10 protein-coding genes are annotated in these 15,105 nt (G+C 72.5%); 8 read left to right on the top strand and 2 right to left on the bottom strand.

The window, feature by feature from the left end; translation table 11 throughout:
• Positions 1-6: 6 nt before the first annotated feature.
• Both ACYQ1L_RS05550 and pth read left to right on the top strand, forming a co-directional pair.
• Positions 7-630 (top strand): 50S ribosomal protein L25/general stress protein Ctc, encoded by a 624-nt coding sequence (locus ACYQ1L_RS05550; RefSeq protein WP_460005759.1) that lies wholly within the window; start codon positions 7-9, stop codon positions 628-630.
• A 94-nt stretch (positions 631-724) separates the two neighbouring features.
• Complete coding sequence (gene pth, locus ACYQ1L_RS05555; protein WP_460003247.1) at positions 725-1,306, top strand: aminoacyl-tRNA hydrolase; 582 nt, start codon at positions 725-727, stop codon at positions 1,304-1,306.
• Between the two features lie 54 nt (positions 1,307-1,360).
• On the opposite strand, the gene ACYQ1L_RS05560 is transcribed toward pth, so the two are convergent.
• Positions 1,361-1,957: a hypothetical protein gene (locus ACYQ1L_RS05560; protein ID WP_460003248.1), complete on the bottom strand. Its 597-nt coding sequence runs from the start codon at positions 1,955-1,957 to the stop codon at positions 1,361-1,363.
• Between the two features lie 267 nt (positions 1,958-2,224).
• Here ACYQ1L_RS05560 and ACYQ1L_RS05565 point away from each other — a divergent pair, with 267 nt between their 5' ends.
• The 6 genes from ACYQ1L_RS05565 (at position 2,225) to ACYQ1L_RS05590 (ending at position 12,228) form a co-directional block, all read left to right on the top strand.
• Positions 2,225-3,766: an HNH endonuclease signature motif containing protein gene (locus tag ACYQ1L_RS05565; protein WP_460003249.1), complete on the top strand. Its 1,542-nt coding sequence runs from the start codon at positions 2,225-2,227 to the stop codon at positions 3,764-3,766.
• A gap of 193 nt (positions 3,767-3,959) precedes the next feature.
• Positions 3,960-7,538 carry a transcription-repair coupling factor gene (gene mfd / locus ACYQ1L_RS05570; protein ID WP_460003250.1) on the top strand — a complete coding sequence of 1,193 codons (3,579 nt, stop codon included), beginning with the start codon at positions 3,960-3,962 and terminating at the stop codon, positions 7,536-7,538.
• On the top strand, positions 7,535-8,287 hold the full coding sequence (locus ACYQ1L_RS05575; RefSeq protein WP_460003251.1) for an NUDIX hydrolase: 753 nt from the start codon (positions 7,535-7,537) through the stop codon (positions 8,285-8,287). Before mfd ends, ACYQ1L_RS05575 begins: the two co-directional genes overlap by 4 nt.
• A gap of 112 nt (positions 8,288-8,399) precedes the next feature.
• Positions 8,400-8,558, top strand: coding sequence for a hypothetical protein (locus tag ACYQ1L_RS05580; protein WP_460003252.1), 159 nt, complete (start codon positions 8,400-8,402; stop codon positions 8,556-8,558).
• Positions 8,559-8,601: 43 nt separating this feature from the next.
• Entirely contained in the window at positions 8,602-9,198 is a 597-nt protein-coding gene (locus ACYQ1L_RS05585; protein ID WP_460003253.1) for a gamma carbonic anhydrase family protein, read from the top strand.
• Between the two features lie 51 nt (positions 9,199-9,249).
• Entirely contained in the window at positions 9,250-12,228 is a 2,979-nt protein-coding gene (locus tag ACYQ1L_RS05590) for an aminotransferase (RefSeq protein ID WP_460003254.1), read from the top strand.
• A 78-nt stretch (positions 12,229-12,306) separates the two neighbouring features.
• On the opposite strand, the gene ACYQ1L_RS05595 is transcribed toward ACYQ1L_RS05590, so the two are convergent.
• Positions 12,307-14,928, bottom strand: a complete 2,622-nt coding sequence (locus tag ACYQ1L_RS05595) for a phosphoenolpyruvate carboxylase (protein WP_460005760.1) — start codon at positions 14,926-14,928, stop codon at positions 12,307-12,309.
• Positions 14,929-15,105: the final 177 nt, after the last annotated feature.

Genomic DNA, 15,105 nt, shown 5'->3' on the forward strand with positions numbered 1-15,105 from the left:
GAGAACATCATGACCGAAGACAACAAGGTTGTCGCCGAGCTCCGCACCAGCTTCGGCAAGGGCTTCGCCCGCCGTCTGCGTGCCGCGGGCCAGATCCCGGCCGTCATCTACGGACACGGCACCGAGCCGGTGCACGTCGCGCTGCCCGGCCACCAGGTCGCCCTGCTCATCCGCCGCGCCAACGCGCTGCTCGAGCTGGACATCGCCGGCAAGAGCCAGCTCGCCCTGGTCAAGGACGTGCAGAAGGACCCGGTGCACCAGATCATCGAGCACATCGACCTGCTCGTCGTGAAGAAGGGCGAGAAGGTCGCCGTCGAGCTCCCCGTCGTCCTCGTCGGCGAGCCGTTCGCGGGCACCATCGCCAACCTCGACGCGACCCACCTGTCGGTCGAGGCCGAGGCGACCCACATCCCGGAGCACGTCGAGGTCTCCGTCGAGGGTCTCGAGGACGGCGCGCGCATCACCGCGGCCGACGTGACTCTGCCCAAGGGCGTCTCCCTGGTCGCCGACCCGGAGACGCTGGTCGTCGCCGTCTCCGTCCCCGCTGCGGCCATCGCCGCCGAGGAGGAGATCGCCGCCGCCGATGAGGCCGTCGCCGAGGCGCAGTCCGAGGAGGCCGCCGCGGAGTGATCCTGCGGTTGTAGAACTCCGGAAAGGGGGCGCGACGGGTTCGCGCCCCCTTTCCTGTCTCTCTTCTTTCTTCACGATCCGGGAGGATGGATCCATGGCGCAGACGTGGCTGGTGGTGGGGCTCGGCAACCCGGGGCCGAAGTACGCCACGACCCGGCACAACGTGGGGCAGATGGTGGTCGACGAGCTGGCCTCCCGCCGGGGCGAGGCGTTCCGCGAGCACAAGGCCGGTGCTCGGGTCGTCGAGACCTGGGTGCGTCCGGGCGGCGACAAGCTCGTGCTGGCCAAGCCCAACAGCTTCATGAACGTGTCGGGCGCTCCGGTCGGCGCCCTCGCGCGGTTCTACTCCGTGGACCCGGAGCGGATCGTGCTCGTGCACGACGAGCTCGACATCCCGTTCGACACGATCAAGCTCAAGATCGGGGGCGGCCACGGCGGGCACAACGGCATCCGCGACGTGGCCCGGGTGCTGACCACGCCCGACTTCCCGCGTGTGCGGGTGGGCATCGGCCGCCCGCCGGGTCGGCAGGATCCCGCCGACTGGGTGCTCGCGCCGTTCGGCGCCGCGGAGCGCCCGAACCTCCCGATCCTCATCTCCGACGCGGCGGACGCCGTGGAGCAGCTCGTCGAGGAGGGCCTGCTCGCGGCCCAGCAGAAGCACCACGCGCCGCGCTGACCATCCGTGGCATTCTCGAGGCGGGCGCGGTGACGCCGCTTCGTTCTTCGCGCCTCAGCGCGTGGTCGCGGCGACCCCGAGCGCGATCGCCAGGACGACGTAGGCGACGAAGAAGAACACGAACGGCCCGAGCGCCGCGATGATCACGGCGGCGATCCCGGATCCGCGGCCGCGGCGGCGAGCGATCGCGACGATGCCCTGGACGAGCGCCCAGATGCCCAGACCGCTCGCGACCCACGCCGTGATCTCCCACCACAGCACCAGCTCCCGGACGGGCGTGAACGCCGAGAGATCCTCCGCGGCGAGCTGCTTCTCGAGCTCGGGGAGGGTCGTGCCGGAACCCGCGCCGTAGCCGATCTGCCAGGCGAGAACCGCGTTGAGGACGGTGAGCAGGACGGTGGCGACGAGAGCGAGGATCAGCGCGACGCGGCCGATCGCGGCGCCGCCTCGACGGGCAGCGGGAGCGGGGAACGGTGCCGCGTATCCGCCCGCAGGGCCGGCGAACGCACCGGGGGGCGCCTGCGGGGGCTGCGGGTACGACGTCTGCGTCTCGGGCTGGGGTACCGGCGGAGCTGCGTATCCGCCGGGCGCGGCCGGGGGAGCCGTGTATCCCGGCGGTGGGACGGGACGGGGCTGCTGCGGATCGGTCACGCGTTCATCCTAGGCGCGGGGACCGCCGGCGTGATCGGTCGCGGGACATATATGTGCGTCGCCTCACCCGGCTGCCCGCCCATCGGTCCCCGAGCTAGTCGAGGGGACAGCGCGGTGCTCCCACGGGTGCCTTGATGCGACTGTGCTGGCCCGTGGGTGGCGGTCGATTGTCCTCCACAGGCGAGTGTCCGAACGAGTTGTGCACAGGTTGCGTTTTAAGGTCTGATCTGGTGTTCGAATGTCGGTGACCCCGGGTTGAATGGGGGTATGACATCGACCGCGGCACGGGTTCTCGAGCAGCTGGACGGGCCGCTGGAAGAGCTGTGCGCGTCGCCGGAGATGGGATCCTGTTTCGACGGTCTCACTGGCGCGGATCTGGTGCCGGCGCTGCAAGCCGCGGGGGCCGTGCGACGTCTGCTGGACGCGGTGATCACCGGGCTGGTGGGGCAGGTCGAGGACCGGGACCGGCGCCTGTCCACCGAACGGGTGTCCCCGACGGTGGGATGCCGGGATGTGACCGAACTGCTGCGGCGGGCACTGCGCACCGACGTCGGGACCGCCCGTCAGTTCGTCCGAGCCGCGCACGCCACGCATCGGGACGTGGTGCTGTCCAGCGGTGATCTCACACCGGCGCGGTACCCGGCGATGGCCGAAGCGTTGCGGGACGGGGTGGTGTCGGTGCCGGGGCTGCTGGCCGCGACCGGGCCGGTGGAACGCGCCGGGAACCGGATCACCGCCGAGGAACGGGAAGCGGTCGACGCGCTGCTCGCCGCGACCGCCCGCGGTGAGGATCTCCGCGACGAGCGGGGCCGTCCGGGACCTGCGCCGTCGACGGATGAGCTGGCCGAATACGCCCGGGCGGTGATGCTGGCGTTGGATCCGGACGGTGCCGAGCCCGAGGACGCGAAAGCCGACCGCAACCGCGGGTTCTGGATCGGGAGACTCCGCGGCGGCGTGCACCCGATCGGCGGTGGGCTGCTCCCCGAAGTCGCCGGGCTGCTGCAACGGCTGTTGGACGCGTTGAACAACCCGGCCGCGGCGGCCGGGTCCCCGGATCTTGGATCGGACGCGGCTGCGGCCGAAGGCTGCGGTGACGGCGCGGTGAGCTCGCCAAGCGTGGGCGGTGTCCGCTTCGAACCCGACAGCGACCCCGACGATGACGACATCGGTGGGCTTCCGGTCCCGGAGGACTTCCGCACCCGCGCGCAACGCAACCACGACAACCTCGCCATGATCCTCACCGCGGCCGCCGCGAGTGGCCGCATGCCGGACCTGGGTGGTGCCGCCCCGACCCTGGTGGTGTCGGTCACGGCGGAGGCGTACGCGACCGGACACGGGCGGGCGTTCATCGAAGGCACCGGCGACGACGTCCCCCTCACCGTGGCTCGGCACACCGCCTGCGCCGGTGGGATCCAACGGGTGCTGTTCGACGAGCACGGGCAGATCGTGTCCATCGGGACCACCGCCCGGATCTTCACCGCCCTGCAACGCCGCGCCATCCAGCTCCGCGACCGGGAATGCATCATCCCCGGCTGCCACATCCCCGCCACCTGGTGCGAGATCCACCACGTCCGGGAATGGGCGGACGGAGGACCCACCCACACCAGCAACGGGGTCGCCCTGTGCTGGCACCACCACCGCACCCTCGACACCTCCGGCTGGCAGATCCGCATGCACCACGGTGTCCCCGAACTCCGCGGCCCCGCATGGTGGGACCCCTACCGGGACTGGCACCGACCCCGCACCCGCACCGGCGACCCCCACCACATCCACAGCGACCTCACCCACGCCGGAACACCACCCGGATGACACGCGGCGCAGGTCAGCTCAGCTCCCTGACGCCCGCACCCGCTCGAACAGCCGGCTATCGTCATCGCCCGGTTCGCTGCGGGCATCCGGTGCCGGAGATGTCACGGGTCGCGCCCCCCCCTGCGCTCAATGCCGGAGAGCCGGACCCCGAACGCGGGCATCCGGTGTCGGTGGATCCACGTAGACTTTTTCGGTGACTGTGCAGGGGATCGTGCGCGCGCTGGAAGACGAGGCGTCGGGCTTCCGCGACGCCCTGACCTGGGCGCAGACCGATGCCGACCTGCTCGCGAGCGCGGGGATGGACGCGCCGATGCTCGCCGGCCTCCTCGAGCGCCGTGCCGCCGGGGGAAAGCCCGCGGCGCTGCTCGTGGTCGCGCCGACCGGTCGGCGCGCGGAATCCCTGGCCGCCGCGCTGGGCTCGTACCTCTCGGACGCCGAGATCCTGGCCTTCCCGGCATGGGAGACGCTCCCGCATGAGCGCCTGAGTCCGAGCCCCGACACGGTCGGCCGGCGCCTCGAGGTGCTGCGCCGGATGCGCGTCTGGTCGGGGGAGCGCCCGCTCGTCGTCGTGGCCTCGGTCCGCGCCGCACTGCAGCCCGTGGCGTCCGGGCTCGGCGACGTCGAGCCGCTCGAGCTCACCGTCGGTGCGCGCGGCTACGACCTCGACGGCGTGGCTGCCTCGCTGGTGGAGCGCGCCTACTCGCGGGTGGACATGGTGTCCCGCCGCGGCGAGTTCGCGGTGCGCGGCGGGATCCTCGACGTGTTCCCGCCCACGGCGGAGCACCCCTCCCGCGTCGAGTTCTTCGGCGACGAGATCGACCAGATCCGGCTCTTCTCGGTCGCCGACCAGCGCTCGCTGCCCGGAGAGGTGCGCACCGTCGCCCTGCCGGCGAGCCGCGAGCTGCTGCTCACCGCCGAGGTGCGCGAGCGCGCCGCGACGCTCGTCGACGCGTTCCCCGGCATCGCGGGCATGCTCCAGAAGATGGCGGAGGGCATCCCCGTCGAAGGCATGGAGTCGCTCCTGCCCGTTGTCGCCGGACCGGTGGTGCCCCTCGCCGACTACCTTCCCGAGGGAGCCGCGGTCGCGCTCGTCGACCCGGAGCGCAGCGGCGCGCGCGCCGCGAGCCTCGGCGAGACCAACCGGGAGTTCCTCGAGGCCGCGTGGAGTGCGGCCACCGCGGGGGCGTCCGCGCCGATCGACCTGCAGACCGGCGACTTCCTCTCCGTCGCCGAGCTGCGCACGGCGGTGCACGACCGCGGCGGCGTGTGGTGGCGACTGAGCGCCTTCGACGCCGGCTCCGACGACGCGACGCTCGAGCAGGGCGCCGACGGAGTGAGCGCCGCGCCCATCCCGTCGTTCCACGGCAACGTCGACGGTGCGATCGAGTTCACCGCGGGCCGGGTCTCCGACGGCTGGCGCGTGGTGCTGGTGTCGTCGGGAGCGGGCCTGGTCGACCGGGCCCGCGACGTGCTCGCCGACCGCGGCATCGCCGCTCGCGTCGTCGACACGCTGCCGGACGCCCCGGACGCGGGCGTCGCGACCCTCGTCACGGGCACGATCGAGTCCGGCTTCCAGATCGCGAGCGCCAGGATCGCGGTCATCACCGAGAACGAGTTCTACGGTCGCACCATCGGCGGCGACACCCGCGTCGTGAAGAAGCTCGCCTCCCGGCGCAAGAACGTCGTGGATCCGATGCAGCTCAAGGCGGGCGACTACGTCGTGCACCAGACGCACGGCATCGCGCGGTTCGTCGAGATGACCCAGCGCGAGGTCTCGTCGGGCGGCCGCAACGCGGTGAAGACCACGCGTGACTACCTGGTGCTGGAGTACGCGCCGTCGAAGCGCGGCTATCCCGGCGACAAGCTGTACGTGCCGACCGATCAGCTCGACCTGCTCTCGAAGTACGTCGGCGGCGAGGCGCCGACCCTCTCGAAGATGGGCGGCAGCGACTGGGCCGCCGCCAAGGGCAAAGCCCGCAAGGCGGTGCGCGACATCGCCATCGAGCTCGTGAAGCTGTACTCGGCCCGCATGGCGGCCAAGGGGTACGCCTTCGGCGCCGACACCCCCTGGCAGCGCGAACTCGAGGAGGCGTTTCCGTTCGCCGAGACACCTGACCAGCTGCAGACGATCGACGAGATCAAGGCCGACATGGAGCGGCCGATCCCGATGGACCGGCTGCTGTCCGGCGATGTCGGCTTCGGCAAGACCGAGGTCGCCGTGCGCGCGGCGTTCAAGGCCATCCAGGACGGCAAGCAGGTCGCGATGCTCGTGCCGACGACCCTCCTCGTCAAGCAGCACCTGGAGACGTTCACCGAGCGCTTCGCCGGCTTCCCGGTCAAGGTGCGTCCGCTCTCGCGCTTCCAGACCGACAAGGAGGCCCGACTCGTCCGTGAGGGCCTGCTGGACGGATCCGTCGACATGGTGATCGGAACGCACCGGATCCTCACCGATCAGGTGATGTTCAAGGATCTGGGCCTCATGATCATCGACGAGGAGCAGCGCTTCGGCGTCGAGCACAAGGACGCGCTGAAGAAGATGAAGACGAACGTCGACATCCTCGCCATGAGCGCGACGCCGATCCCGCGCACGCTGGAGATGGCCGTCACAGGGATCCGGGAGATGTCCACCCTGCAGACGCCCCCGGAGGACCGGCATCCGATCCTCTCCTTCGTGGGCCCCAAGAGCGACAAGCAGGTAGCCGCCGCGATCCGCCGCGAGATCCTTCGCGAGGGGCAGGTCTTCTACGTGCACAACCGGGTGCAGTCGATCCAGCGCGTGGCCGCCGAGCTCGCCGAGCTGGTGCCCGAGGCGCGGATCGCGGTGGCGCACGGCAAGATGGGCGAGCACCAGCTGGAGCAGGTGGTGGACGACTTCTGGGAGCGCAAGTACGACGTGCTCGTCTCCACCACGATCATCGAGACGGGCCTCGACATCTCGAACGCCAACACCATCATCATCGACCGCGCGGACCGCTACGGCCTCAGCCAGCTGCACCAGCTGCGCGGGCGCGTCGGCCGCGGCCGGGAGCGCGCCTACGCCTACTTCCTCTACGACGACAGCAAGCCGCTCAGCGAGACGGCCGCCGACCGTCTGCAGACCATCGCGATCAACAACGACCTCGGATCCGGCATGCAGGTCGCGCTCAAGGACCTCGAGCTGCGCGGCGCCGGCAACCTCCTCGGCGCCGAGCAGGCCGGGCACATCGCCGGCGTCGGCTTCGACCTGTACCTGCGCATGATCGGCGAGGCCGTGGCGACGTTCCGCGGCGAGGAGACCGAGACCGGCGCGGAGCTGCGCCTCGAGCTGCCCGTCGATGCACGGATCCCCGACTCCTACATCGACAGCGAGCGTCTGCGCCTGGAGGCGTACCAGAAGCTGTCCAGCGCGGCCACCGCGACCGCGCCGGCGGATGCGATCGACCACGTCGTCGAGGAGCTCGCCGACCGCTACGGCACGCCGCCGGCCGAGGTCGAGGGGCTCATCGCGATCGCCCGGCTGCGTCGTCGCGCGGCACGCGCCGGCCTCACCGACGTCGTCGCGATGGGCTCGAACCTGCGCATCGCGCCCGCCCGCCTGGAGGACTCGATGAAGGTGCGGCTGCAGCGGCTGTACCCGCAGGCCAAGCTCGTCGGCGGGGGAGAGGCGCTCGTGGTGCCGATGCCCGGCGCCGACCGGGCGGATCCGGTCGAGTGGACCGGCCAGCTGCTCACCGCGCTGTTCCCCGAATCGGCGCCCGTCGAGGTTCCCGTCGCCGCAGGAGCCGCCTCGTGAACGCCGACTCCATCGCGCGCTCGCGGCGCGGGCATGCCCTGTCGGCGGCCGAGGGGCGCGCCCTCGTGGAGCAGCTCATGCAGAGCCGGCGTGCTGTGCCGCGCTCGGAGGCGCCGGCGGCGGTGGCGGCGGATCACGTCCCACTCCGAGCCGAGGCGCCTGCGGCGCCGCGCCGCTCCCGGGAGCGTCCCGCTCCGAGCGAGCATCCGCGCTGGCGCTGGATCTCCACGCGCGAGACGCACCGGGGGCGGGTGCGCATCGACGTGGACGAGGTGCAGCTGCCCTCCGGGGAGCGGACCACGTTCGAGGTCGACCGCAGCGTGCCCTTCACGGTCGCGACCCTCGTGCAGGACGGGTCGGTGCTGCTGCTCGCGCGCCAGTACCGGTACCCGGTCGATCGCTGGATCCTCGATCTCCCGGGTGGCGGCGGCGAGTTCGGCGAGGTGCCCGAGCAGGCGGCACGCCGCGAACTCGAGCAGGAGCTCGGCGTCGTCCCGACCGAGCTGATCCCGCTGCACACGTTCTTCGCCAACCCGGGACGCAGCGTATGGGCGACGCACCTGTTCTTCGCGCCGGGCGTGCACGAGGGCCGTGCTCTCGCGGATCCGGGCGAGCGAGTGCAGCCCGTGCGGATGCCGCTCGCGGAACTTGACCGGCTGCTCGTCGACGGCGAGATCACGGATCCGGCGCTGCTCATCGCCCGCACGATGGCCGCGGCCAAGGGCCTGCTCCCGCCCGTCGGCGCCTGAACAGCGGGCCGAGGGGTGACGCGAGCGGAGTGCGAGAGCCCCGGCGCTAGCGCACCGGCCCCGGCACGTCAACGGGGTGGCCGGTGCTCCTCGCATGCGGGAGAGTCATGGCATGTGGACACTCCTGATCATCCTGCTCATCGTGTGGCTCGGGCTCTCGATCCTCGGCTTCGTCGTCAAGGGGCTGATCTGGCTGGCCGTGCTCGGAATCGTGCTGTTCCTCGCGACCCTCGTGATCGGCCTCATCCGCGGCAACCGAAGCCGCACCTGAGCAACCCCCGCCGGTCCCGGGCAACCGCCGCTAGTCTGGCGGCATGATGTACGAGCACCTCGGGGCTCGGCCCCGTATCCACGACACGGCCGTCGTGGCTCCGTCCGCCGTGATCTCCGGCGACGTGACGATCGGCCCGAACTGCCAGGTGCTGCACGGCGCCGTGATCACGGCAGAGGGCGGGCCGATCACCCTCGGCGAGCATGTGATCGTGATGGAGAACGCCCTCATCCGCGCCACCGCCGCGAACCCGGTGCACATCGGCGACCACGTGCTGGTGGGGCCGATGGCGAGCATCTCCGGCGCCACGATCGCGGACGAGGTGTTCCTGGCGACCGGCACGCGGATCTTCAACGGCGCGGTGATCGGCGAGCGCAGCGAGGTGCGCATCAACGCCGTCGTGCACCTGCGCACCACGTTGCCGCCCGAGACCGTCGTGCCGATCGGCTGGGTCGCCGTCGGCGACCCGGTGCGGATCCTCTCGCCCGAGCGCCACGAGGAGATCTGGGAGGCGCAGCACGAGCTCGACTTCCCCGGGTACGTGTTCGGCGTGGACCGTTCGACGCCCGATCTCATGGTGCAGCTCACCGAGCGATATGCGCGGTCGCTCGCCCGGCACGCCGACGACCACGCGCTCTGAGCGACCACCGCCCTCCTCCCGCGCTCCTCCCGCTCGAACGAAGGGACCGCTGTGCCCGAACAGCCCGCCGGGGGTCTCGTGCGCCCCGATGTCACCGTGTCCGACGCCATCGCCATCGCGCGCGAGCACTGGGGCATCGCCGTCACCGCGTCGGAGCTCGGCAGCAACCAGGACCGCAACTTCCTGCTCACTGAGGCGGATGGCACCCGCAGCGTGCTCCGCGTCGACAACCCCGTCTTCGGCGACAGCGCCCGCGACGCGCAGCACGCGGCGCTGGACGCCTACCGGTCCGCCGGCGTCACGGTGCCGGCCGCGCTGCCCGGCCTCGACGGCGCTCTCACGCAGCGCTGGCACGGCCTCTCCGTGCGGCGCAGCGCCTTCGCGGACGGGGAGCCGATGGTCGACGCCGGCTACTTCGCGCCCGTCGTGCTGCAGGAGTTCGGATCCCTCGCGGCCGCGTCGGTGAACGCCCTCGCCGGGCTGGCTCATCCGGGCCTCGACCGCCCGCACATGTGGGACATGCGGGTGGCCGCGGAAGAGGCCCGGCGCCTGCTGCCGTCGATCGCGGAACCGGAACTGCGGGAGCGGGTCGCCGCTGCGATCGCCGCAGCGGAAGGCCTGCTGCGGCGGGTCGCGACGGACCTCCCCGTGCAGCCGATCCACGGCGACCTCACCGACGACAACGTCATGGGGGAGCGTGGTGCGGACACGCGGCTGCATCCGCGTACCGTGCTCGACCTCGGCGACCTCGCACTCGGATGGCGGGTCGCGGAGCTCGCCGTGTGCGCCTCGTCCATGCTGCACCACGAGCCGGAACGGCCGTGGCGGGTGCTCGAGACGATCGCGGCCTTCCATGCCGATGCTCCGCTCAGCGAATCCGAGGCGCGCGCGGTCTGGCCGCTGATCGTGCTGCGCGCGGCTCTGCTGGTGGCGAGCGGCTGGCGCCAGCTCGAGATCGACGGGGGCAACGACTACGCGTGCGAGCGCATCGCCGGAGAGCAGGCGATCTTCGACGCAGCCACGGCCGTCCCTCTCGGCGAGGCCGTGGAGCTCGTCCTGGCCCGGCTCGGAGTCGCTGCGACGGCTCCGGTTCCCCCGCCGCCGGCCCGGGACGGATCCCCGCTCGCGTCGCTGCTGCCCGGACTCGACGGCGAAATCGCGATCCTGGATCCCGGTGTGGAGTCCGAGGACCTCGCGTCCGGCACCTGGCTCGCACCCGACGCGGAGGAAGCACTCGTCCGCGTCGCGTTCGATGGCGGCGCGGCGGCGGCCGTCATGCCCTACGGTGTCTTCCGGCTCACCCGCACGCGCGTCGACAGTCCCGACCCGGCGGCGACCTGGCCCATCGGCACGGTGATCCACCTCCCCGCGGGTGCTCCGCAGCGGCTCACGGCCCCGCTCTCGGGGCGGATCGAGGGATCCGGGGACGGCACGGTGCGGATCGCGTTCGACGGCTGGGCGTGCGAGATCCGCGGCGTCGCCGCGGCGCCCGATGTCGGCGCCGCGGTCGAGGCAGGGCAGGGGATCGGTGACGTTCCCGAGAGCGCGACAGCCCGCACCGTCGTCGTGTCGATCCTGCGGGACGACGCCCCCGTAGCGGTGCCGGCCCCCGGCGACGCCGCGTTCCTGGTCCCGGACCTCGTGCCCGCCTGGCGCCGGCTCAGCGTGGATCCCGCGCCGTGGCTTGGTCTGCCGTCCCTCGCCCAGGACGATGAGGCGCCCGCCGAGCTCGCGCGCCGGGAGCGCATCTTCGCGAGCGCGCAGGAGCGCTATTACGAGCGCCCGCCGCAGATCGAACGCGGCTGGCGGCACCACCTCGTCGACACCACGGGCCGCGCCTACATCGACATGGTCAACAACGTCACGGGCCTCGGGCACGGGCACCCGGGTGTCGCCGACGCCGTGAACCGGCAGATCCGGATCCTGAACACCAACTCGCGGTTCCTCTACCGCGAGCTCGCCGAGTACAGCGAGCGGCTGATCGCGCTGCTCCCGGACGAGGCGCGCCGTGCCGGCGCCGACCGGGACGCCCTCGACACGGTGCTCCTCGTGAACAGCGGATCTGAGGCCGTCGACCTCGCGCTGCGGCTGGCCCAGGCGGCGACGGCGCGCAGGACCGTGGTGTCGCTGCGGGAGGCCTACCACGGCTGGACCATGGCCAGCGATGCCGTGACGACGAGCGCCTACGACAACCCGGATGCGCTCGCCACACGGCCGGACTGGGTGCACGTCGCCGACGTGCCGAACCGGTTCCGCGGCACGTATCGGGGCGAGGGCACCGGGGCGCGGTACGCCGCCGACCTGGGGGCGGACCTCGATCGGCTGGCGGCGGAGGGCCGGCCCGTCGCCGGGTTCATCTGCGAGTCGGTGCTCGGCAACGCCGGCGGCGTGGTGCTGCCCGAGGGATACCTCGCCGACGTGTACGCGCGCGTGCGCGCCGTGGGCGGACTGTGCATCGCCGACGAGGTGCAGGTCGGATTCGGCCGGATGGGATCCACGTTCTGGGGATTCGAGCAGTCCGGCGTCGTGCCGGACATCATCACGATCGCCAAGCCCATGGGCAACGGATTCCCCATCGGCGGCGTCATCACCTCGCAGCGGGTCGCCGACGCGCTCGCCACGCAGGGGCAGTTCTTCTCGTCCGCCGGCGGCAACCCGCTCAGCTGCCGCGTCGGCATCGCCGTGCTCGACGCGATGGCGGAGGAGGGCCTGCAGGAGAACGCGCGCGTCGTGGGTGCACGCCTGGCGGACGGGTTCCGCGCGCTCGCCGAGAAGCACGCGCTGATCGGGCCGGTGCACGGCGAGGGGCTGTACCTCGGCGTCGAGCTCGTGCGCGACCGGCACAGCATGGAGCCGGCGGCGGCCGAGGCCGCGGCGATCTGCGAGCGGCTGCGGGAGCTCGGCGTGATCGTGCTCACCACGTCGGAGCGCTCGAACGTGCTGAAGGTCAAGCCGCCGCTGTGCCTGACCGCCGCCAGCGCCGACATGGTCGTCGCCGCACTGGACCGGGTGCTCACCGAGGGCTGGTGAGCAGAGACGCAGGCGCCGGCCCTCGGCGAGAGGACCGGCGCCTGAGATCGGCCGGAGTCCGGCCGGAGCGCAGCCGGATCAGCCGGTGTTCTGCAGGCCGGCCGCGACGCCGCTGACCGAGAGCAGCAGGAGGCGCTGCAGCTCCGGATCCGGCGCCGGGGCCTGCTCGTCGGCGGCGCGCAGTGCGCGCAGCGCGCGAAGCTGCAGCAGCGACAGGGCGTCCACGTACGGGCTGCGCATCGCGACCGCGCGCTGCAGGATCGGCTTGTTCTCCAGCAGGCGCTCGCCGCCGGTGAGCCGGATCACCCAGGAGCGCGTGAGCTCCATCTCCTCCAGCACGAGGGCGGCCAGGTCGTCGCGGTCGCCGAGCTCGAGGTAGCGGCGGGCGATCCGCGGATCCGTCTTCGCGAGGCTCATCGCGACGTTGTCGACCATGGTGCGCAGCAGCGGCCACTCGCGGTACGCGGTGCGCAGCAGCTCCTCGTCGCCCACGGCCTCCAGCGCGCTGCCGAGGCCGAACCAGCCGGCGAGGTTGATCCGCGCCTGGGTCCAGGCGAACACCCACGGGATCGCGCGCAGGTCCTCGAGCGACTCGACCGAGAGCCCGCGGCGGGCCGGGCGGGATCCGAGGGCGAGCAGCCCGATCTCCTCCATCGGCGTGACCGTGGCGAACCACGGCGCGAAGCCCGGCGCCTTGACGAGGGCGAAGAAGCGCTCCCGCGACGCGCGGTCCATGGTGGCGGCGACGTCGGCGAACCGGGCGGCCGCGGCGCTGTTGCGCTGCTCGACGCCGGGGGAGGAGGCGAGCAGCGTGGCGGCGGTCACCTGGTCGATGTGCCGCATCGCGATCGCGGGCTCGCCGTAGCGGGCGAAGATCACCTCGCCCTGCTCGGTGAGCTTGAACCGGCCGTCGACGGAGTGCGGCGGCTGGGCCAGGATCGCCGAGTTCGCGGGCCCTCCGCCGCGGCCGAGCGCACCACCGCGGCCGTGGAAGAGCGTGAGCTCGATGCCCTCGCGCTGCGCCCACGCGGCGATCTCGGCCTGAGCCTCGTAGAGCGCCAGGTTGGCGGCGACCGGTCCGACGTCCTTGGACGAGTCGGAGTAGCCGAGCATGACCTCGAGACGCCGGCCGGTCGCGGCGAGCCGCGCGGCGAAGGCCGGATGCTCCACGATCTCGGCGAGGATCCCGGGAGCTGCCTGCAGGTCGGCGAACGTCTCGAAGAGGGGGACGACGTCGAGCACGGGCACGTCGTCGCCGCAGGCGTGCGCGGCCAGCCGGTGCACGTTCGCGAGGTCCTGGGCGGACTGGGTGAACGACACCACGTAGCGCCCCGCCGCGCGCGGCCCGTAGGCGCGCTGGATCTCGCGGATCGTGCGGAAGACCGCGAGCACCTCCGCGGTCTGGGCGCTCACCGTCCCGCCGTCGGACCCGCTCGATGCGGCCTCGAGCTCGGCCAGAGCCTTCGCGTGCACCTGCGAGTGCTGGCGCACCTCCAGCTCGGCGAGGTGGAAGCCGTAGGTCTCCACCTGCCAGATGAGGTGCTGCACCCCGCCGAACGCGTGGCGGTGCGCGCCCGCCGCGTCGAGCGAGGACTGCACGACGCGCAGATCCGCGAGCAGCTGCTCGGGGTCGGTGTAGCCGCCCTCCTCGCCGCGCCGGGTGGCGCCCACGCGGTGCGCGAGCAGCAGCAGGATGCGGCGATGCGGTTCGCCGGGCGAGCGCGTGGCGACCTCGGCCGCCAGGTCGGGATCGCCGGCCTGCAGCGACTCCCAGAGGGCGGTCGCCTCGGCCGACGGGGGTGTGCCCTCGGCGTCGAGCGTGAGGGTGCGGCCGATCCGCTCGATCGCGCGCTCGAGCCCGCGCAGCACGTGGTCGGAGGCGATCGCCGCGGCCTCGCGCGTCACCGCAGCGGTCACGAAGGGGTTCCCGTCGCGGTCGCCGCCGACCCAGGTGCCGACGCGCACGAACGCGGGCACGATCGGCGCCGATGATCCGGACTCCTCGCCGCGGAGGGTGTCGTCGATCCGCCGGTACACGTGCGGGACGGTCGTGAAGAGCGTCTCGTCGAACACGGCCATCACGGTGCGCACCTCGTCGGTGGGCTCCGGCTTCTGCGCGCGCAGCGGCGCGGTGCGCCACAGCGTGTCCACCTCTTCGAGCATGCGGCGGCGGGCGCGGTGCGCCTCGGGGCCGCCCGGGGTGGCCGCATCGTGCTCGCTGAGCAGCTCGGCGAGGCGCCGGATGCTCGAGGAGACCGCGCGACGGCGGGCCTCGGTCGGGTGCGCCGTGAACACGGGGTGGAAGCGCAGACCGCCCAGCCGGCGCCGCGCCTCGTCCTCGCCGACCTCCCGGGTGAGCTGCGCGAAGGCGCCGGCCACGGTGTCGGTCCGCACCTCGGTCCCTGAGCCCGTCGAAGGGCCGTCGCGGCGCTCGCGCAGCACGCGCACGCGCTGGTGCTCCTCGGCGAGGTTCACGAGGTGGAAGTAGGCGGTGAACGCGCGGGCGACTTCGTCGGCCCGCTGCACCGAGAACTCCTCGGCGATGCGGGTCGCGCGGTCGAACGCCTCGGCGGACTCGTCGGTGTAGGCCTCGATCGTGGCCTGGCGCAGGCGCTCGACGTCGTCGAACAGGTCGTCGCCGCCGGATTCGCGCAGCACCTGGCCGAGCAGCGCGCCGAGCATGCGCACGTCCGCGCGCATCGCCTCGGGCAGCTCGCGCCCTGCCTCGAACCTGCCGATGATGCGGATGGCTTCGGTATGGGTTGTGTCGGGGGTCACTCCTCGAGCGTAAACCGACGCGGCGCGCGCGACGAACGCGTGACGAACGGGGTCCACGAGGCCCTGCGCGTGCGGGCCGGGCGCGATACGGTGGCAGGG

This window comes from Microbacterium xylanilyticum, from assembly GCF_054654695.1.